This window comes from Streptomyces sp. NBC_01717, from assembly GCF_036248255.1.
In the GTDB taxonomy this organism is placed as follows: domain Bacteria; phylum Actinomycetota; class Actinomycetes; order Streptomycetales; family Streptomycetaceae; genus Streptomyces.
The window spans coordinates 2,046,290-2,064,282 of record NZ_CP109178.1 but is presented as its reverse complement, the minus strand read 5'-3'; the positions used below and the strand labels follow the sequence as shown (position 1 = coordinate 2,064,282).

Below are 17,993 nucleotides of genomic sequence, written 5' to 3'. Positions count from 1 at the left end.
GTCAGTGGGAGCCGCTAGGTTTACGTATATGCGCATCGCCACGTGGAACGTCAATTCGATCACCGCCCGCCTCCCGCGGCTGCTGGCCTGGCTGGAGAGCACCGGCACGGACGTGCTGTGCATCCAGGAGACCAAGTGCACGGCCGAGCAGTTCCCGGCGGACGCTCTGCGCGAGCTCGGCTACGAGTCCGCGGTCAACGCCACAGGCCGGTGGAACGGGGTGGCGCTGGTCTCCCGGGTCGGCCTGTCCGACGTCGTCATGGGGCTGCCCGACGGGCCCGACTACGACGGCGTGCAGGAGCCCCGGGCGATCTCCGCGACCTGCGGCCCGGTCCGCGTCTGGTCGGTGTACGTGCCGAACGGCCGCGAGATCGAGCACCCGCACTACGCGTACAAGCTGCGCTGGTTCGAGGCCCTGCAGAAGGCGGTCGCCGCCGACGCTGCGGGCTCGCAGCCGTTCGCGGTGCTGGGTGATTTCAACGTGGCCCCGACCGACGAGGACGTCTGGGACCCGGCCCTGTTCGAGGGCGCCACCCATGTCACCCCCGCCGAGCGCGCCGCCCTCGCCGCACTGCGCCAGGAGGGCCTGTCGGACGTCATGCCGCGCCCGCTCAAGTACGACCGCGCGTACACCTTCTGGGACTACCGCGAGCTGCGCTTCCCGAAGAACAAGGGCATGCGGATCGACCTGGTCTACGGCAACGCCCCGTTCACGGTGGCGGTCAAGGACAGCTACGTGGACCGCGAGGAGCGCAAGGGCAAGGGCGCGTCCGACCACGCGCCGGTGGTCGTCGACCTGGAGCTGTGACCCGTCGACCGGTGACGAACGGCCTGATCCTGGCGCAGGATGACGGCCTGATCATGCAAAGTCCTGGGGGGGACCATGCACAGCCGTACCCGCACCGTCGCAGCCGCCACCGGCGCCGCCGCCCTGCTCCTCGTCCTCACCGGCTGCGGCGACGAGCCGGCCGAGGCCGATCCCAAGGCTTGCAGAGCCGTCATGGAGAAGCGGTTCGTGGAGAACACCGCCGACGGCACCGTCCCGCCGGAGTGCAACGGCATCGACGACAAGGTCCTGGCCGGCTTCGTCGAGGACCTCTTCAACGCCCATATCGGCGACGCGACGAGAGAGGCCGCCAAGGACCTGGAGGACGAACCGGGCGGCATGAAGGTGACGGTCGGCGACCCACCCTCGCCCCGCCCCTGACCGCGCAACCCGGCGTGATCGGAACGAGAGGACTACGACGCCTCCAGGTGCGGCGCGTGGGTCCGGACCGCGGCCAGCACCTGCCGCTTGGACGGGTTGACCATCGAGTGGCCGGCCACGGACACCGTCGGCACGGTCTCGTTCCCGTCGGCGACCGAGCGGACGAACGCCGCCGCCTCGGGGTCCCGCCAGATGTTCACCTCGGTGTAGGTGAGGCGGCTGAATCGCAGCCGCAGCCGCAGTTTCATGCAGTACGGGCAGCCGGGCCGCCAGTAGACGACCATCCCGTCGTGGTTCTCGGCCATGCGGGTCCCCCGTTCGCGTAGGCGTGTGGTGGATCCTAACCGGCCCGGCCGGAGCCCGGGCGGGCGGCGCTGACCGTGGTCGCCGATACGGTGGATCCTGTCATTGTCCCGCTTGTCGGCTGCTCGCGAAGGCGCGCACCGCGCCCCGCCCGTTCAGCGCCGGGCGGGGCGCGCGGACGGCGTGTGCGGCGGCGCGCGGCCGGGTGCGTGCACCGGGTTCAGTCCTCGAACGACAGGCCGCGCGCCCTGTGGTGCGTATCCCGGCCGGGATGCGACCCTGAGTGGTATGAACATCCCTTTCTTGGACAACTGGCGTAAGCGTCACGACGGTACGCGCGGGGCGGGCCTCGCGGCCGCCGTCGAGGTCGACCCGGAGGGCGTCGCCGAGCTGCTCGCCGAGTGTGAGCTGCTGCGTGTCCGAGTGGGGCAGCGAGGACTGGGACTCGACGACACCCCGGCCTCGTTGACGGCGCTCGACCAGCTGCCACCACGCTGGCGCGACGACCCCGAGGAGCTGCCCTGGCTGGGCAACGACGCCGGGCTGTATCTCGGCACCGTCCTCGTGCGCAACGTCCCTGGCGCGGCCTGGCACATCTGGCCGAGCGGTCAGCCCGTGGTGCGGCTCGCCTCCGGGCGGGAGATCGATGTCGTCGAGGCGGGGCTCGACTGGGCGATGACCGGCAGCCCCGAGCTCTCGCAGGTGTACGCGGAGTCGGCCGAAGGGTAGTTCACCACCAAAACCAAATAAAACGCCTTATGCCCCATTTATGCGTGTCGGGTGCGAAGTCCCTTATCGGGATGGATAGTTTGCGCTGAACTCGACACAGCGATAAGTGGGTAGGGCAGCGTATGGCCGTCGATCCGTTGATCGAGCTGCGGGACGTCAATAAGTACTACGGAGCGTTGCACGTACTGCAGGACATCAATCTCACCGTCGGCCGCGGGGAGGTGGTGGTGGTCATCGGCCCCTCCGGCTCCGGTAAATCCACGCTCTGCCGGACCATCAACAGACTCGAGACGATCGAGTCGGGTCATATCGCGATCGACGGCAGACCCCTCCCGGAGGAAGGGAAGGGGCTCGCGCAGCTGCGCGCCGAAGTCGGCATGGTCTTCCAGTCGTTCAATCTCTTCGCACACAAGACCGTGCTGGCCAACGTCTCGCTCGCCCAGCTCAAGGTCCGCAAACGCAAGAAGGACGAATCCGACGCGCGGTCCCGGGAGCTCCTGGAGCGGGTCGGGCTCGCCTCCCAGGCCGACAAGTATCCCGCCCAGCTCTCCGGCGGCCAGCAGCAGCGGGTGGCCATCGCCCGCGCACTGGCCATGGACCCCAAGGCCCTCCTCTTCGACGAGCCGACCTCGGCGCTCGACCCGGAGATGATCAATGAGGTGCTCGAGGTCATGCAACAGCTCGCCAGGGACGGCATGACCATGGTCGTCGTCACACACGAGATGGGGTTCGCCAGATCCGCCGCCAATCGCGTGGTCTTCATGGCGGACGGCCGCATCGTCGAGGACCGCACCCCGGAGGCGTTCTTCACCGCCCCGGAGAGCGAGCGCGCCAAGGACTTCCTGTCCAAGATCCTCAAGCACTGACGGGAGGCCCCCAGTTGCGTACGAGAAAAGTGCTGGCCGCCTGTGCGGGGCTCCTGCTGGCCGTCCTTGCGGTCGGCTGCGGCAAGGAAGGCAGCCCTCCGGTGAAGGGGCCGAAGCCCGCGCAGCTGCCCGTGTACAAGGTCGACACCAGCTTCCGGCTGCCCGAGTCGAAAACCTGGACGAAGGCGAAGAAGCGCGGCTACCTCCGGGTCGGGGCCAAGGAGGACCAGCCGTACCTGGGGGAGAGGGATCCGGCCACCGGCCTCTACTCCGGTTTCGACATCGAGATCGCCAAGATGATGGCCGCCTCGCTCGGCTTCGACCCGAAGACGATCCGCTTCAAGACGATCGCCTCCGCCAACCGCGAGACCGCGCTGCAGAACGGCCAGATCGACTACTACGTCGGCACCTACACCATCAACGAGATGCGCAAGAAGCTCGTCGGCTTCGCCGGGCCCTACTTCATGGCCGGGCAGTCGTTGCTCGTCCGCACGGACGAGCACGACATCAACGGCCCGCAGGACCTGGCCGGCAGAACGGTTTGCTCGGCGGCAGGTTCGACCCCGTACCAGCGGATCGCGGCCGACTACCCGAAGGCGATCCTGGTCTCCTACGACACGTACTCGATCTGTGTCGACAACCTGCTGACCTACCAGGTCGACGCCGTCACCACCGACGACGCCATCCTGCTGGGCTTCGCCGCCAAGGCACCCAAGGAGCTGAAGGTGGTCGGCAAGCCGTTCTCCGAGGAGCCGTACGGCATCGGGGTACCGCGCAGCGACAACGCGCTTCGGTTCGCACTCAACGACGCCCTTGAGGCCAACGAGAAGAACGGCAACTGGAAGAAGGCGTTCGAGGCCACCCTCGGCCTGTCCGGAGTGCCCGCCCCGACTCCGCCGCCCATCGACCGCTACCCGGCGACCTGAGGGGACGGGCCACACCATGGACGTACTGACAGAGAACTTCTCGACCTACGCCGAAGGCTTCCTCGGCACCCTTGAACTCACCGTCTTCGCCTCGATCCTGGCGCTGGTGCTCGGCTTCATGATGGCCTCGTTCCGGGTGGCGCCCGTCGGCTCGCTCCGGGTGTTCGGCACCGTCTGGGTGATGGTGCTGCGCAACACCCCGCTGACCCTGCTCTTCTTCGCGGTCCTCCTCGGCCTGCCGCGCTTCGGCCTGGTCCTGCCGTTCAAGGTCTTCGCGATCCTCGCGCTCGGCTGCTACACCTCCGCATTCATCTGCGAGGCGCTGCGCTCCGGCATCAACACCGTGCCGCAGGGGCAGGGCGAGGCCGCCCGCAGCCTCGGAATGACCTTCGGACAGACACTGGGCTCCGTGGTGCTGCCGCAGGCGTTCCGCTCGGTGATCCCGCCGGTCGGCTCGACGCTCATCGCCCTCGCCAAGAACTCGGCGATCGCCGGCGCGTTCAGCGTCATCGAGCTGCTCGGCACCTACAAGACCCTCAACGAGCTGGGCTACAACATCATCTGGACCTTCGTCTGGATCGCCGTCGGCTACCTGATCATCACCCTGTCCATCAGTGCGCTCTTCAACGTGATGGAGAAGCGCTGGGGAGTCGCCCGATGACCACCCACGCCCCCGCAGCGACCGCGCTCTACGACATCCCGGGCCCGGTCACGCGCAAACGCCACAGGGTGTACGGGATCGTCTCCACGGTCCTGATCCTCGCCCTGGTCGGCTGGATCATCTATCTGCTCTTCGCCACCGAGCAGTTCACCAGCGCCAAGTGGACACCCTTCGAGTACAAGGGCATCCAGGAACTGCTGCTGCGCGGTCTCGGCAACACGCTGAAGGCGTTCGCGTACGCCGCGGTGCTCTCGCTGACACTCGGGGCGGTCCTCGCCGTCGGGCGGCTCTCCGAACACCGGGCGGTGCGCTGGCTGGCCACGCTCGTCGTCGAGTTCTTCCGGGCCATGCCCGTTCTGGTGATGATCTTCTTCATCTTCGTGGCGCTGAAGGTGCAGCCGCTGCCCGCGCTGGTCACCGGACTGACCCTCTACAACGGCTCGGTGCTCGCCGAGGTGTTCCGCACCGGCATCAACTCGGTGGACCGCGGCCAGCGCGAAGCCGCGTACGCCGTCGGTATGCGCAAGACGCAGGTGATGACCTTCGTGCTGGCACCGCAGGCGGTTCGCGCCATGCTGCCCGCCATCATCAGCCAGCTGGTGGTGGCGCTGAAGGACACCTCGCTCGGATACTTGATCACGTACGAGGAATTCCTCCACGCCGGCAAACTCATCGCGTCCAACCTCGACTACGATCTTCCCTTCATCCCCGTGGTGATGGTCATCTCGCCGATCTACATCGGGATGTGCATGCTGCTCTCCTGGTTCGCCAACTGGGTGGCCAAGCGGGAGCGGCGCAACCCGAAGACCAAGGCCGTGGAGGTCGCACCGGCCGGACCAGGAACGCTGCTGCCGGGAGCGCAGTAGCCCAGACCGGCCGTACAGCGGTCTGGAGGAGCGGTGCCCGCCCGGCAGCAGCCGGTGATCACTTCTCGCGCAACGGAACGGACAGGTACGAGGGGTCCGTGTCCGGCGAGGAGAAGGTCAGCTGTGAGCCGGCCGGGTTGTGCTCGATGTAGAGCGGGTCGACCGTGTCGACAACCAGGGCGAGTCGGTGACCGGCCGGAAGGTCGTAGGCCGTGGAGAACAGCTCCAGGTCCACGCCGAACGGTCGCCCCGGCGTCTGTCCGTGGAAGGTATAGGGGGCGTTACTGACCAGCTTGCCGAGGCCGAGCGGCCCCTCGTCGTATAGATAGGCGACGAGGGTGCCGCTCTCCTTGTTGCTGGTGACCGTGGTGTGGAGCTTCGCCGTGCCGCGGATGTGCTGTGCGGAGCCGTACCGCTCGGACTGCCAGACACCCGCGAAGGTGCGCGGCAGCAGGGGGATCGAGGCGACCGGAGGCAGCTTCACGAACTGGTCCAGGGCGTTCGACAGCATCACGATGCCGCCGTCGGCTCCCGAGTCGACGTTCGCGTAGATCTTCTTCGTACCGCTCAGCGCGATCCGCTTCCGGTCGGCGCCGACCGACTTCCAGTCCGGGTAGCCCTCGTAGCCGCTGTCCGTCCGGGACTTGAGCTGGACCGGCTGTTCCTGGTCGATGCCGTTGCGCTCGCCCTTGAGGTAGCGGTCGAACCAGCGGTGGGCGTCGGTCCAGGTGTCGTTGGGCAGGCCGAGCAGACCGGTGGCCTCGGCGGTGGCGTGGTCGCCGGGGCGGAACTCCAGGCGCTTGGGGCCGCTGAGCTTCTCGTAGAACGAGGCGTACTGGTTGGGTGGGAAGATGGTGTCGCCCCACGCGTTGCCCATCATGACGGCGGCGCCGTTGGCGTTGATCTCGTCCAGATACGTGACGGGGGAGCGCTTCTTCCCCCAGGCGATCATGTCCGGTTCCTTGGCCAGGTCGGACCCGAGGAAGTCGGCGAGCGTCGTGTTCAGTTCGTCGCTCGGGCGGCCGGTGAGCAGACCGGCCCCACCGAGCAGTGCGGCGGCCTGGAGGTGCTGGGTACGGCCGCTGTAGATGGAGTCGATGAGGTCGGCCCAACCGCTCAGCGCGACCACGGCCTTGATCCGCTTGTCGTGGCCTGCCGCGAGCAGGCTGATACCCGCTCCGTACGACACGCCGCCCATGCCGATGCGCTGCCGGTCGGCGGGGGTGTGGGCGAGGGCCCAGTCGATGACGGCGGAGACATCGGCGATGTCCGGCGGCCCGGCGACCTCGATCCTCCCGCCGGAGAGCCAGAAACCGCGTGAGGTGTAACTGACCACCACATAACCGGAGTCGGCCAGTTGCTGTGCCTGCGCGAGATACTCGATCTGCGGCGTCGCCCAGCTGGAGGGCAGCACGATCAGCGGGTTCCTGTCGCCCGGCCGCGCACCGGCGGGGGTGAAGACGTTGCCCTTGAGAGTGATCCCGCCGGAGCCGGGGATGTCGTAGAACTTCAGGCTCGGGGCCGACGCCGCCACGGGTGCGGCGAGGGGCTGGGCGACGGCCGCCGGAGCGGCGCCGAGGGCGGCTCCGGCGATCAGGACGGCGGCGGTTCCGATGGATGCGGTGGTGCGCAGAGCCGGGTACGGACGTCCCACGGGTCACTCCTCACGCGTGTCGGTGCAAAGTGACCCGACGGTAACCCTGGTTGTTTACCGTTGGTAACTCCCCGGTAAGTTTCGTGAGCGTAACGATTGTTGGACGTGGTGTCAGCGGTGACGCGAAGTCATGACATCAGAGGCGTCCGGAGACTCGGGATCAGCCGAGGGCGCTCTTCGCCTGCCAGTCGGACCAGGACACATTCCACGCCCCGTAGCCGTTGCCCTCCGCGACCGTGCCCTTTGCGTCCGCGCCGGTGATCTCGAACGGGTCGCCGACCTGCGCCTTCTGATACAGCTCCGCGGCGTTCGCGTCGCTCATCCCCACGCATCCGGAACTGTGGTTGGCGACCCCGAAGTACGCGGCGTTCCACGGCGCGGCATGGGCGTACATCCCCGACCAGGTCAGCCGCATCGACGAGTCGACCATCTTGTCGTACGCGTCGCCCAGGCCGACCGTCTCGGAGCGCATGTTGATCGTGCCCTCCTTCGCCATCAGTACGGCCGTGCCCCGCCAGGACGCCTTGTCCCCGCCCGGGGTGCCCGCCGACATGGGTACGTCCATGACCGTCTTCCCGTCCCGGTGCAACGCCAGCCGGTGCCGGTCGAGGTCGACCTTGACCACCTGGTTGCGCCCGATCGTGAACGTCGTCGCGTAGTCACGCACGAACCAGCCGCCGGCCGCCGAGTCGATGCCGTTCAGATCGGCGTCGAGCGTGACGCGCGTACCGGACTTCCAGTACTCCTTGGGACGCCAGTCGATCCTGTCCTTGCCGGAGTAGTCCTGCAGCCAGCCCCAGGACCCCTCGGTGTTGTTCGACGTGGTGACCTTCAGCCCTCTCTCGACGGCGGCCTTGTCCTTCACCGGGTTGTCGAAGACGATCGACAGCGGCTGGGCCACCCCGACCGTGGTGTTCTTGCCGGGGGCCAGCGTCAGCTTGTTGACCTTGCCGGCCGCTGCGGTCGAGAACCCCGCGCGGTCGGTGCCGCCTCCGGTGTCCGTGGCCTCGACGCTGTACTCGGTACCCGGTGCGGCGACCCGGTCCGAAGTCCAGGTCCGGCCGTCGCCGGATATCCGGCCGGTCAGCGCGTCACCCTCGGCGGCGGTCACCTTCACCGTCCTCAGCTTTCCGTCGGCCAGTGTCACCGTCACCGGCTTGCCCGCGGCGGCCTTCGTGCCCTGAAGGTTCACCGCGATCCTGGTGTCCGGAGTCCTGGCGGCCCCGGCACCGTCATCGGACCCGGAAGCGGAGTCCGATGCGGCGGCGCCCGAGCAGGCGGTGAGTGCGGCGCCGAGCATCGCCGTACCTGCGATCAGAGTCAGCCGGGTCGGGCGGGCGGGCGAGGTGGTGCGGCGTATGCGCCGGCATACAGAGATCAACGGAAAAACCTCCATGGCAGTGCTTCTCATCGGTGGAGAGGCATGTACTCGACCATAGGTTCCGCAAATACCCGGAAAACCATGGATTCCCTTGTGTGACATGGAATGCAGCGCAACGGTCATCGTTCGGTCACATTCGCCGCGCGGACCCGTCATAGGCTGCTGTGAGCATCCTGTGCAGCCCCGCCGAGCCGTCGGCAGGGCGGAGCCAGGGGAGGGCCACGGACATGTCAGCGCTGCTCGCGACCGATGACCGCAGGGGTGAACAGGGGCTACGGATACGCAGTCTCACCGCTGCCGAGCACCGGGCATGTGTGACCGCGCGCGCCGGGGCGAGCTTTCTGCAGTATCCGTCCTGGGCCGGGGTGAAGGATCAATGGAAGTCGGAAATGGTCGGATGGCACGGCGACGGTGCTGAATTGATCGGCAGCGCCCTCGTGCTCTACCGGCAATTCCCCGGCACCCGGAAATACTTTGCCTATCTGCCGGAAGGACCGGTGGCCGACTGGGCCGATCCCGAAATCGACCGCTGGCTCCTGCCATTGATGGCGCATCTGCGGAAGGCCGGTGCCTTCGCCGTACGGATCGGTCCGTCACCGGCCTACCGCCGCTGGGACACCGCCCGGCTCAAGGCGGCCACCGGGCCCCGCCGGAAGGTCGGCGACGTCCTGGCCACCGAGGTGGACCCGCTCGGCAGCGCCGTCGCCGAACGGCTCCGGGCACGCGGCTGGCACCGGTGCGGCGGGGACGGCGACGCCGGGAACGACGCAGACGCCCAGCCGCGCTATGTCTTCCAGGTGCCGCTCGCCGGCCGCACCCCCGACGACCTGTGGGCGGGGCTCAACCAGGAGTGGCGCCGCAACGTCCGCAAGGCCCAGAAGTGCGGCGTCCGGACAGTCGTCGGCGGTGCGGCCGAACTGCCCGAGTTCCACCGGCTGCTGCGGGTGACCGAGGAGCGGGACGGCTTCCGCCTCGGCCGCTCCCTCGCCTACTACCAGCAGCAGTACGCCGTGCTCAACGCCGAACAGCCCGGCCGGATGCAGCTCTACCTCGCCGTCCACGAGGGCGAGATCCTTGCCGCACACACCATGATCAGCACCGGGCGGCGGGTCTGGTACCAGACGGGCGCGTCCGCCGACCACCGCCGCGAGGTCCGCCCCAGCAACGCCCTCCAGTGGCAGATGATGCTCGACGCGCTGGCTCTCGGCGCCGAGGTGTACGACATGCGCGGGGTACCCTCCACCCTCGACCCCGACGACCGCTCCTTCGGCCTGCTGCGCTGGAAATTCGGCACCGGCGGACAGGTCGTCGAAACCCTCGGAGAGTGGGAGACATCGGTGGGCGGAGCCGCCAACAACACGCTGTACCGCGCGTTCCAGGCGTACTTGGCGCGCCGGTGACCGCCACCGAGGCGACGGGAGAGGTCGCAGAGGACGAGCAGCGGAAGGCGACGGACAGGTCGGGATCGGTGCTGCGCAGCGGCGCCGTCATGGCAGCCGGCTCGGTCGTCTCGCGGGCCACCGGGTTCATACGCTCGGCGGTCGTCGTCGCCGCGCTCGGCACCGGACTCCAGGCCGACGGGTACGCGGTCGCCAACACCGTCCCCAACATCCTCTACATGCTCCTCATCGGCGGCGCCCTCAATGCGGTGTTCGTCCCCGAACTGGTGCGGGCCGCCAAGGAACACGCCGATGGCGGAGCCGCGTACACCGACCGGCTGCTCACCGCCTGTGCGGTCGGCCTCGTCGCCCTCACCGGACTCGCTGTCGTCGGCGCCCCGCTGATCGTGGCTGTCTACACCCCCTACTCGGGTGAGCAGGCGCAGCTCACGATCGCGCTGGCCCGCTACTGCCTGCCGCAGATCCTGTTCTACGGGCTGTTCACGCTCCTGGGTCAAGTACTGAATGCCCGCAACCGGTTCGGCGCGATGATGTGGACCCCGGTCCTCAACAACCTTGTGATCATCTCTGTGTTCGGGTTTTATCTGGGCGTCGCGGCAGGCTCCGACGGCACGCTGACCTCCGCGCATGCCCAGTTGCTGGGGTGGGGGACGACGGCCGGGATCGCCGTGCAGACGCTGGCCCTGGTGCCCGCGCTGCGGGCCGCGAAGTTCCGCTGGCGGCCCCGGTTCGACTGGCGGGGGAGCGGTCTCACCCGGCCGCTACGGTCGGCCGGGTGGCTCGTGATGCTGGTGCTGACGAACCAGGTCGCCTACTGGGTGGTGACCCGGCTCTCCACCCTCACCGGGCAGCACGCCGTGGAGCAGGGCGTGGCAGGCGGCGTGGGCTATACCGCGTACAGCTACGCCTACCAGCTGTGGGTGGTGCCGCAGGGCATCGTGACCGTCTCGCTCGTCACCGCGCTGATGCCGCGGATGAGCCGGGCGGCGGCTGGGGGCGATCTCGCCGGGGTGCGTCGCGATGTCTCCTATGCGCTGCGGACGACGGCCGCGGTGGTGGTGCCCGCAGCGGGTGCGCTGTTCGCGCTCGCGCCGTGGGTGATGGGGGCTGTGTTCGGCTACGGACAAACCGGCGCCGCCGACATCACGGTGATGGCGGGGATGATGATGGCGTTCGCGCCGGGACTGATCGCGTTCTCCGGGCAGTACGTGCTGTCCCGGGGGTTCTACGCGATGGGCGACACCCGCACGCCATTCCTTCTGAACCTGGTGATCGCGGCGTTCAACGCGGGGCTGTCCGGTGTCGCGTATCTGATGCTGCCCGCGCGGTGGGCGGTGACGGGGATGGCCGCGGCGTACTCGGTGGCACTCTTCGCGGGGTTCGCGGTCACCGCGTATGTGTTGCATCGCAGGGTGTCGGGCGGATCCGGCGAGCGGTGGCCTGCGCTGTGGCGGTCGCCGGGACTGTGGGCGCATGCGCGGCTGGTGGTGGCCTGTGTGCCCGCGGGGGCGTTCGGTTACGCGGTGGCCCGTGCATGCGACGGGGCCGGGGACGTGGTGGCAACGGCGGCGGGGGTGATGGTGCTTCTGGCGGTGGTGGGGGTGCTGGCGCGGCCGCTGCGGCTCGCCGAGGTCAGTGCCGTGCTGGCCGCGGGACGGGGCCGGATGCGGCGTTAGCGGGCGCCGGGGCCGTCCGGTGGCCGACCTGTCCTTGCTGGTGCCGGACGGCTCGTCCGTGCCGGTTGGCTCGATAGTGATCGTTGGGATACTGGTGCCATGCCGCGTGTGCTGTTGATCGAAGACGACCCCTCCGTACGTGAAGGGGTCGAGCTCGGGCTGCGAAGGCGCGGTCATGAGCTCCGGGCCGTGGAGACCGGCGAGGCGGGACTCGGCGCGCTGGCGGAGTTCCGGCCCGATCTCGTCCTCCTCGACCTGATGCTGCCCGGCATGAACGGCGTCCAGGTCTGCCGTCGCATACGGGAGTCCAGCCAGCTGCCGATCATCATGCTGACCGCCCGCGGAGACGACTTCGATGTGGTCGTCGGGCTGGAGGCAGGCGCGGACGACTACATCGTCAAGCCCGCCCGCACCGAAGTGATCGAGGCCAGGATCCGGGCCGTGCTGCGACGGCTCGCCGAACCCGCCGGACGCAGCGGCATCGAGTTCCATGGCGAACTGGTCGTGGACCGTGCCGGGTTGTCCGTCGCCAAGGCGGGAGAGCGGATCCTGCTCGCCCCGTCCGAACTGAAACTGCTGCTGCATCTGTCGGCCTCTCCCGAGCAGGTCTTCAGCAGGCAGCAGCTCCTCGAGTACGTCTGGGAGCACAGTTACCACGGCGACGCGCGACTGGTCGACGCCTGTGTACGGCGGTTGCGGCAGAAGATCGAGGATGTGGCGGGCAGCCCCCGGTACATCCAGACCGTCCGCGGTTTCGGGTACCGGTTCGGGCCGCTCGTATGAAGTTTCTCGGCGCCCGGTTCGGTCTGCGGACCCGTCTCATATCGGCATTTCTTCTGGTCGCGGCGATCAGCGCGATCACCACTGCGACTCTGACCTACCGCGAGGCCCGGTCCGCGATCCTCCAGCAGGCCCAGGACACCGCGGTCGCCCAGTTCCGCGACCGGGTCACCGCGCAGACGTTGACCCTCCCGTTGGACGCGGCCCAGCTGCGGCAGGTGTGCCAGACCCTCGCCCGGGAAGGCAAGCCGCACACCTGGATCGTCTTCGCCGAATATGCGGACCTGCGGATCTCGTCGTCGGACCGGTCCACCTCGAACGTGATCACACCCGAACTGCGCGCCGCTGCCCGCACCAACGCGCACGCCTCGTTCCAGCGGGTCGTCAAGAACGGCGAGCCCTGGCTGACGATCGGGATGCCCGCCATGTTCGACCGGGGCTACGGCCCGCGTCGCACCGGGCTCGTCCTCTTCGCGGTGATGCCGCTCCGCCCCGAGCAGGCCAATGTCAACGCCATGGTCACCGCGGCCCGCGACGGCGCTCTGCCCGCCCTCCTCATCGCGCTGGTGCCGGCCCTGCTGGCCGCCCGCAGTGTGCTGCGCCCGGTCCGTGACCTGCGCCGGGCCGCCGCCGGGATCGGACGGGGCGAGCTCGACACCCGTATCGAGGTGAAGGGATCCGACGAACTCGCCGAACTGGCCTGGACGTTCAACGAATCGTCCACCAAGCTCAAGCAGTCCGTGGAGGAGCTCCAACGGGCGGAGGCAAGGGCCCGGCGCTTTGCCTCCGACGTCTCGCACGAGCTGCGCACCCCGCTCGCGGGGATGCTTGCCGTCACCGAAGTCCTCGACGAGGATGCCGCCCAGCTCAACTCCGACACTGCGGCAGCCGTCCGGCTGATCAGTGCGGAGACGGGGAAGCTGGCCACGCTCGTCGACGACCTGATGGAGATCTCCCGCTTCGACGCGAAGGCCGCGGGCCTCCACCTCGACGAGGTCGACGTCGCCGAGACGATCCGCAAGACCCTGCAGGCCAGGCACTGGGAGGAACAGGTCGCCACCGACCTCCCCGACGGGGTGAGGGGGGTGCTCGACCCGCCCCGTTTCGATGTGATCGTGGCCAACCTGGTCGGCAACGCCCTGCGGCACGGCGCACAGCCCGTCCGGGTACGGCTGCGGACAGAGCGGCGGGACGGGGAGGACTGGCTGGTGACGGAGGTCGAGGACAGCGGTCCCGGGATCGAACCGGCCGTCCTTCCGCACATCTTCGACCGGTTCTACAAGGCCGACGAGGCGCGGACCCGGTCGGCGGGCAGCGGACTCGGACTGGCGATCACCCAGGAGAACGTACGATTGCACGGCGGCACCGTCCACGGCGCCAACAGGCCTGACGGCGGTGCTGTGTTCACGGTCGAGCTTCCGCTGGAGGGGGCATGAGGCGCGGGCGGGTCCTCGGCGCTCTGCTGCCCCTTGTGCTGCTGGCAACCGGGTGCGGCATCAGGTCCACGGACGTCGTCCAGGTCGGTGATGCGGCAACCGTGGAGGTGGCCCCGGGCGCCCGGCAGGGCACGGTGCTGTATTTCATCTCGCCGTCGTCCCCGGGCGGACTGCTCCCCGTCGTACGGCAGGTCGACATTCCGTCGGCCACCTCGTCCTCGGGAACAGGGGATGACGGGCGAAGCCGGGGCAAGCAGCTCGCCTTGCTGTTCAAGGGGCCTTCCCCGGCGGAGAGGGAGGCAGGACTGCGGACCGAACTCCCCATGAGCAGTGACCAGGTGAGTGTGACCACGAGCCAGGAGGGGGTACGGGTCCGGATCACTTCCGCCGTCAACCAGCTCTCCGAACTCGCCCGGCAGCAGCTGATCTGCACCGTCGCGTACGAGCGCGGCGCCCAGCAGGGCACGACAGTGACGGTGCTCGGATCGGACGGATCCATCGGGCCGGCCCGCTGCTCCGTCTGATCGCCGGGCCGCCCCCCCCCGCGCAGGAGTGGGGCAGCACGGGAGGCCGGACGGGCGCGGCCCGGGACCGCGGGCGGATCAGCTCGACGCGCGGTGCGAAGTGCGCTGCGCGGGTACGGGCGTCTGCGCGGCCCGCGTCACGTCGGCGACCAGCTCCACCACATCGGGGCCGTACGCCTGCGAGTTGACCACCTTGAGCAGCAGGCAGAACGTGTTGTTGCCATGTTTGCGGGACAGCTTCTCGTAGTTGCGGGCCAGATAGCGGGACGCCGCCTGGTTGGTGATCGCCTGCTGTCCGCAGAACAGGAAAACCGGGCGGGCATCCTGACCGGCCGTCAGTCTGGCGAGCAGAACGTGCTCGGCGATGCCCTTCTCCGCCCGGTAGCGCTCCGTTCCGATCTGGAAGGCACCACGGTCCGGGCCCGGCTCCGGCTCGGTGTTCACCTTCACGCCGGGCAGCAGGGAATGCAGATGGGCGGCCATCCGGCGGTTGGAGACCGGGCCGCCCACGCAGAACTCGGTGCGCTCGCCGAAGCCCTGCTGGGCGGTGTCGTGGGACACGATCTGGGCATGCGCCGAGCAGTCCTTGATCAGCGCGGAGAGTTCGAGCAGGGCGAAGACGTCGTGGCGGTGGACGGCGCCGTCCCCGCCCGCGTCGCGGTTGACGACGAGCAGGCACTCGGAGTTCCCGGGCAGCCCGAAGAACGCCTGCTTCCGTCGGAGTCTGCGGCGCCAGAGATAGGTGCGGGCCGCCCAGCCGAGGGCGGCGCTGAAGCCGGCCGCTATCACGCCCAGCACGATGTTGCGTACGTCGTCAGTCATGGGCGGGCATGTTAGCGGTCATCCGGACCATGTTCACGGTGGCCCTGACGAGACAGGTGAGGCGGAGTTACCCTGCGCGGACGATCCTTCACTGGAGGTGCGCATGCGACGTTCAGTCGCACGGAATGTGTCGTTGTTAAGTGTGCTCGCCGCTGTTGTCACGGTCGGCGCGGCCGCACCGTCCACTTCGTCGCCATCGGCCGTGCCACCGCCCAAGTCCCCCGTCGCGGTGGGATACGGCGGCGCGGTCGCCAGCGTCGACGCGGACGCGACGGCCGCCGGGATCGAGGTGCTCCGTGAGGGCGGCAACGCCGTCGACGCCGCCGTGGCGACCGCAGCCGCGCTCGGCGTGACCGAGCCGTACTCGGCGGGCCTCGGCGGGGGCGGCTACTTCGTCTACTACAACGCCAAGAAGCACACCGTGGAGACCATCGACGGCCGCGAGACCGCTCCGCGCAGCGCGGACTCCTCGCTCTTCCTGGAGAACGGGAAGCCGCTCGCCTTCGCGGACGCCGTCACCAGCGGTCTGGGCGTGGGCACGCCGGGAACCCCGGCCACCTGGGGCACCGCCCTCGACGCCTGGGGCAGCAAGTCGCTGGGCAGGCTGCTGAAGCCGGCCGAACGCCTGGCCCGGGACGGCTTCGTCGTCGACTCCACGTTCCGTTCGCAGACGGAGGGCAACCAGGCCAGGTTCGCCGACTTCCCGGACACCGCGAAGCTCTTCCTGCCGGGCGGGCAGCTGCCGGTGGTCGGCTCCGTCTTCAAGAACCCCGATCTTGCCCGTACGTACGAGAAGGTGGGCCGCGAGGGCATCGACGAGCTGTACCGCGGCGACCTGGCCGACGACGTCGTACGGACCGTGCGCAACCCGCCGGTCGACCCGGAGGCGACCCGGGTGGTGCGTCCCGGCGACCTCACGGCGCGGGACCTGCGGTCCTACCGGGCAGTGCGGCAGGCGCCGACGAAGGTCGGCTACCGAGGCCTCGACGTGTACGGCATGGCGCCGTCCTCGTCCGGCGGTACGAGTGTGGGTGAGGCCCTCAACATCCTCGAGTCCACGGACCTTTCGCGGGCGACCGAGGCGCAGTATCTGCACCGCTACATCGAGGCGAGCCGGATCGCGTTCGCGGACCGTGGGCGGTGGGTCGGCGACCCGGCGTTCGAGGACGTACCGACGCGCGGCCTGCTCAGTCAGCGGTACGCCGACTCGCGGGAGTGCCTGATCAAGGACGACGCGGTGCTGACCAGCCCGCTCGCCCCCGGCGACCCGCGCCACCCGGCCGACTGCGCGAACCGTGGAACGGCCGCCCCGACGACGTACGAAGGGGAGAACACCACGCATCTGACGGCCGCGGACAAGTGGGGCAATGTCGTCGCGTACACCCTGACCATCGAGCAGACCGGCGGCAGTGCCCTCACCGTGCCGGGGCGCGGCTATCTGCTCAACAACGAACTGACGGACTTCTCGTTCGCCCCGGCCGACCCTGCGGTGCACGATCCGAATCTGCCGGGTCCGGGCAAGCGGCCTCGGTCGTCGATCTCGCCGACGATCGTGCTGAAGCACGGGCAGCCGCTGCTGGCTCTGGGGTCGCCGGGCGGCGCCACGATCATCACCACCGTGCTCCAGTCGCTCATCGGCACGGTCGACCGGGGCCTTCCGCTGGTCGACGCGATCGCGGCGCCGCGCGCCAGCCAGCGCAACTCGCCGACGACGGAGCTCGAACCGGGGCTGTGGAACAGTCCGCTGCGGAGCGAGCTGGAGTCGCTGGGGCATGCCTTCAAGCTCAACCCCGAGATCGGGGCGGCCACGGGTGTGCAACGGTTGCCGGACGGGCGGTGGCTCGCCGCGGCGGAGAAGGTCCGGCGGGGTGGTGGTTCGGCGATGGTCGTGAGGCCGAGCGCAAAGCCGTGACGGATCGTCAATAGCCGGGCTCTCGAAGCCGGTTCATGGCGCGTTGTCCGGCGATGTCAGAGCGCGGTGAGGATGCGGGGCCCCGCGTCCGTGATCGCCACCGTGTGCTCGGCGTGCGCCGCCCGGCTGCCGTCGGACGTACGCAGTGTCCAGCCGTCCCGGTCGGGGTGGAACGCGTCCCGGCCGCTGCCGATCAGCATCGGCTCGATCGCCAGCACCATCCCGTGCCGCAGTGGCATGCCGCGACCCGGTCGTCCCTCGTTGGGGACGGCCGGGTCCTCGTGCATGGACCGGCCGATGCCATGGCCGCCGAAGCCTTCCGGGATGCCGTATCCGGCCGTCCGGCAGACCGTGCCGATCGCATGCGCGATGTCACCGATCCGGTTGCCGACGACTGCCGCCGCGATCCCCGCCTCCAGCGCCTCGAAGGCCGTGTCGATCAGCCGGCTGTCGGCGGGCCGGGCGCGGCCGACGGTGAAGCTGATCGCCGAGTCGCCGGCCCAGCCGCCGAGCGTCGCGCCCGCGTCGATGCTCACCAGATCGCCGTCGCGCAGCCGCTGGTCGGTCGGGATGCCGTGCACGATCGCGTCGTTGACGGACGCGCAGATCACGCCGGGGAACGGGGTGGGCGCGAAATGCGGCTTGTAGTTGAGGAACGGCGACCCGGCGCCCGCTTCGCGCAGCACTTCGCGCGCCACCTCGTCGAGCTCGCGCAGCGACACGCCGACCGCCGCCGCCTCCCGTACGGCCGCCAGCAACTGGGCCACGACCCGGCCCGCCTCGCGCATCGCCTCTATGGATGTATCCGTCTTGAGCTGAACCATGCCAATTACTATACCGGTGAAAGCGG

Annotated in this window: 18 protein-coding genes; 13 read left to right on the top strand and 5 right to left on the bottom strand. The window is 69.2% G+C overall.

Annotated features, from left to right (window positions below; genetic code table 11):
- The first annotated feature begins 28 nt into the window (after positions 1 to 28).
- Together OHB49_RS09470 and OHB49_RS09465 are read left to right on the top strand one after the other, a co-directional pair.
- Positions 29 to 808 (top strand): exodeoxyribonuclease III, encoded by a 780-nt coding sequence (locus OHB49_RS09470; RefSeq protein WP_030978079.1) that lies wholly within the window; start codon positions 29 to 31, stop codon positions 806 to 808.
- Positions 809 to 883: 75 nt separating this feature from the next.
- The gene (locus OHB49_RS09465) at positions 884 to 1,207 is read left to right on the top strand and encodes a hypothetical protein (RefSeq protein WP_329159437.1); all 324 of its coding nucleotides are present in this window, start codon (positions 884 to 886) and stop codon (positions 1,205 to 1,207) included.
- A 32-nt stretch (positions 1,208 to 1,239) separates the two neighbouring features.
- On the opposite strand, the gene OHB49_RS09460 is transcribed toward OHB49_RS09465, so the two are convergent.
- Positions 1,240 to 1,512: a mycoredoxin gene (locus OHB49_RS09460; RefSeq protein ID WP_329159435.1), complete on the bottom strand. Its 273-nt coding sequence runs from the start codon at positions 1,510 to 1,512 to the stop codon at positions 1,240 to 1,242.
- A gap of 286 nt (positions 1,513 to 1,798) precedes the next feature.
- Here OHB49_RS09460 and OHB49_RS09455 point away from each other — a divergent pair, with 286 nt between their 5' ends.
- The 5 genes from OHB49_RS09455 (at position 1,799) to OHB49_RS09435 (ending at position 5,558) form a co-directional block, all read left to right on the top strand.
- Positions 1,799 to 2,239, top strand: coding sequence for a DUF6278 family protein (locus tag OHB49_RS09455; RefSeq protein WP_329159433.1), 441 nt, complete (start codon positions 1,799 to 1,801; stop codon positions 2,237 to 2,239).
- Between the two features lie 122 nt (positions 2,240 to 2,361).
- On the top strand, positions 2,362 to 3,105 hold the full coding sequence (locus tag OHB49_RS09450) for an amino acid ABC transporter ATP-binding protein (RefSeq protein WP_313939881.1): 744 nt from the start codon (positions 2,362 to 2,364) through the stop codon (positions 3,103 to 3,105).
- Between the two features lie 14 nt (positions 3,106 to 3,119).
- The gene (locus OHB49_RS09445) at positions 3,120 to 4,031 is read left to right on the top strand and encodes a glutamate ABC transporter substrate-binding protein (RefSeq protein ID WP_329159432.1); all 912 of its coding nucleotides are present in this window, start codon (positions 3,120 to 3,122) and stop codon (positions 4,029 to 4,031) included.
- 16 nt (positions 4,032 to 4,047) lie between these two features.
- On the top strand, positions 4,048 to 4,692 hold the full coding sequence (locus tag OHB49_RS09440; RefSeq protein WP_329159430.1) for an amino acid ABC transporter permease: 645 nt from the start codon (positions 4,048 to 4,050) through the stop codon (positions 4,690 to 4,692).
- Positions 4,689 to 5,558 (top strand): amino acid ABC transporter permease, encoded by an 870-nt coding sequence (locus tag OHB49_RS09435; protein WP_329159428.1) that lies wholly within the window; start codon positions 4,689 to 4,691, stop codon positions 5,556 to 5,558. The genes OHB49_RS09440 and OHB49_RS09435 overlap by 4 nt, the downstream gene beginning before the upstream one ends.
- Before the next feature lie 58 nt (positions 5,559 to 5,616).
- Here OHB49_RS09435 and OHB49_RS09430 read toward each other — a convergent pair whose 3' ends face one another.
- Together OHB49_RS09430 and OHB49_RS09425 are read right to left on the bottom strand one after the other, a co-directional pair.
- Positions 5,617 to 7,212: an alpha/beta fold hydrolase gene (locus OHB49_RS09430; RefSeq protein WP_329159426.1), complete on the bottom strand. Its 1,596-nt coding sequence runs from the start codon at positions 7,210 to 7,212 to the stop codon at positions 5,617 to 5,619.
- Between the two features lie 160 nt (positions 7,213 to 7,372).
- Positions 7,373 to 8,593, bottom strand: coding sequence for a L,D-transpeptidase (locus OHB49_RS09425; protein WP_443079509.1), 1,221 nt, complete (start codon positions 8,591 to 8,593; stop codon positions 7,373 to 7,375).
- Between the two features lie 227 nt (positions 8,594 to 8,820).
- Between OHB49_RS09425 and OHB49_RS09420 the strand changes: the two genes are divergently transcribed.
- The 5 genes from OHB49_RS09420 to OHB49_RS09400 all read left to right on the top strand — a co-directional run bounded on the left by OHB49_RS09420 (position 8,821) and on the right by OHB49_RS09400 (position 14,409).
- Positions 8,821 to 9,993, top strand: coding sequence for a lipid II:glycine glycyltransferase FemX (locus tag OHB49_RS09420; protein ID WP_329159424.1), 1,173 nt, complete (start codon positions 8,821 to 8,823; stop codon positions 9,991 to 9,993).
- Positions 9,990 to 11,669 carry a murein biosynthesis integral membrane protein MurJ gene (gene murJ, locus OHB49_RS09415; protein ID WP_443079508.1) on the top strand — a complete coding sequence of 560 codons (1,680 nt, stop codon included), beginning with the start codon at positions 9,990 to 9,992 and terminating at the stop codon, positions 11,667 to 11,669. The genes OHB49_RS09420 and murJ overlap by 4 nt, the downstream gene beginning before the upstream one ends.
- Positions 11,670 to 11,768: 99 nt before the next feature.
- Entirely contained in the window at positions 11,769 to 12,452 is a 684-nt protein-coding gene (locus tag OHB49_RS09410) for a response regulator transcription factor (protein ID WP_030978061.1), read from the top strand.
- Positions 12,449 to 13,885, top strand: a complete 1,437-nt coding sequence (locus OHB49_RS09405; RefSeq protein WP_329159422.1) for a HAMP domain-containing sensor histidine kinase — start codon at positions 12,449 to 12,451, stop codon at positions 13,883 to 13,885. Before OHB49_RS09410 ends, OHB49_RS09405 begins: the two co-directional genes overlap by 4 nt.
- Positions 13,882 to 14,409, top strand: coding sequence for a hypothetical protein (locus tag OHB49_RS09400; protein ID WP_329159420.1), 528 nt, complete (start codon positions 13,882 to 13,884; stop codon positions 14,407 to 14,409). Before OHB49_RS09405 ends, OHB49_RS09400 begins: the two co-directional genes overlap by 4 nt.
- 78 nt (positions 14,410 to 14,487) lie before the next feature.
- Here OHB49_RS09400 and OHB49_RS09395 read toward each other — a convergent pair whose 3' ends face one another.
- On the bottom strand, positions 14,488 to 15,231 hold the full coding sequence (locus OHB49_RS09395; protein ID WP_030978055.1) for a hypothetical protein: 744 nt from the start codon (positions 15,229 to 15,231) through the stop codon (positions 14,488 to 14,490).
- Positions 15,232 to 15,334: 103 nt separating this feature from the next.
- Here OHB49_RS09395 and ggt point away from each other — a divergent pair, with 103 nt between their 5' ends.
- Positions 15,335 to 17,143, top strand: coding sequence for a gamma-glutamyltransferase (ggt, locus tag OHB49_RS09390; protein ID WP_329159418.1), 1,809 nt, complete (start codon positions 15,335 to 15,337; stop codon positions 17,141 to 17,143).
- Positions 17,144 to 17,199: 56 nt separating this feature from the next.
- Here ggt and map read toward each other — a convergent pair whose 3' ends face one another.
- A complete protein-coding gene (map, locus tag OHB49_RS09385) occupies positions 17,200 to 17,967 on the bottom strand; it encodes a type I methionyl aminopeptidase (protein ID WP_329159416.1) in 768 nt (255 codons plus the stop codon).
- Positions 17,968 to 17,993: the final 26 nt, after the last annotated feature.

What these genes read in the sequence shown, in the direction of transcription:
- OHB49_RS09470 (WP_030978079.1), top strand. Translation starts at nt 29, where the DNA reads ATGCGCATCGCCACGTGGAACGTCAATTCGATCACCGCCCGCCTCCCG.
- OHB49_RS09465 (WP_329159437.1), top strand. Translation starts at nt 884, where the DNA reads ATGCACAGCCGTACCCGCACCGTCGCAGCCGCCACCGGCGCCGCCGCC.
- OHB49_RS09460 (WP_329159435.1), bottom strand. Translation starts at nt 1,512, where the DNA reads ATGGCCGAGAACCACGACGGGATGGTCGTCTACTGGCGGCCCGGCTGC.
- OHB49_RS09455 (WP_329159433.1), top strand. Translation starts at nt 1,799, where the DNA reads ATGAACATCCCTTTCTTGGACAACTGGCGTAAGCGTCACGACGGTACG.
- OHB49_RS09450 (WP_313939881.1), top strand. Translation starts at nt 2,362, where the DNA reads ATGGCCGTCGATCCGTTGATCGAGCTGCGGGACGTCAATAAGTACTAC.
- OHB49_RS09440 (WP_329159430.1), top strand. Translation starts at nt 4,048, where the DNA reads ATGGACGTACTGACAGAGAACTTCTCGACCTACGCCGAAGGCTTCCTC.
- OHB49_RS09435 (WP_329159428.1), top strand. Translation starts at nt 4,689, where the DNA reads ATGACCACCCACGCCCCCGCAGCGACCGCGCTCTACGACATCCCGGGC.
- OHB49_RS09420 (WP_329159424.1), top strand. Translation starts at nt 8,821, where the DNA reads ATGTCAGCGCTGCTCGCGACCGATGACCGCAGGGGTGAACAGGGGCTA.
- OHB49_RS09410 (WP_030978061.1), top strand. Translation starts at nt 11,769, where the DNA reads ATGCCGCGTGTGCTGTTGATCGAAGACGACCCCTCCGTACGTGAAGGG.
- OHB49_RS09405 (WP_329159422.1), top strand. Translation starts at nt 12,449, where the DNA reads ATGAAGTTTCTCGGCGCCCGGTTCGGTCTGCGGACCCGTCTCATATCG.
- OHB49_RS09400 (WP_329159420.1), top strand. Translation starts at nt 13,882, where the DNA reads ATGAGGCGCGGGCGGGTCCTCGGCGCTCTGCTGCCCCTTGTGCTGCTG.
- OHB49_RS09395 (WP_030978055.1), bottom strand. Translation starts at nt 15,231, where the DNA reads ATGACTGACGACGTACGCAACATCGTGCTGGGCGTGATAGCGGCCGGC.
- ggt (WP_329159418.1), top strand. Translation starts at nt 15,335, where the DNA reads ATGCGACGTTCAGTCGCACGGAATGTGTCGTTGTTAAGTGTGCTCGCC.
- map (WP_329159416.1), bottom strand. Translation starts at nt 17,967, where the DNA reads ATGGTTCAGCTCAAGACGGATACATCCATAGAGGCGATGCGCGAGGCG.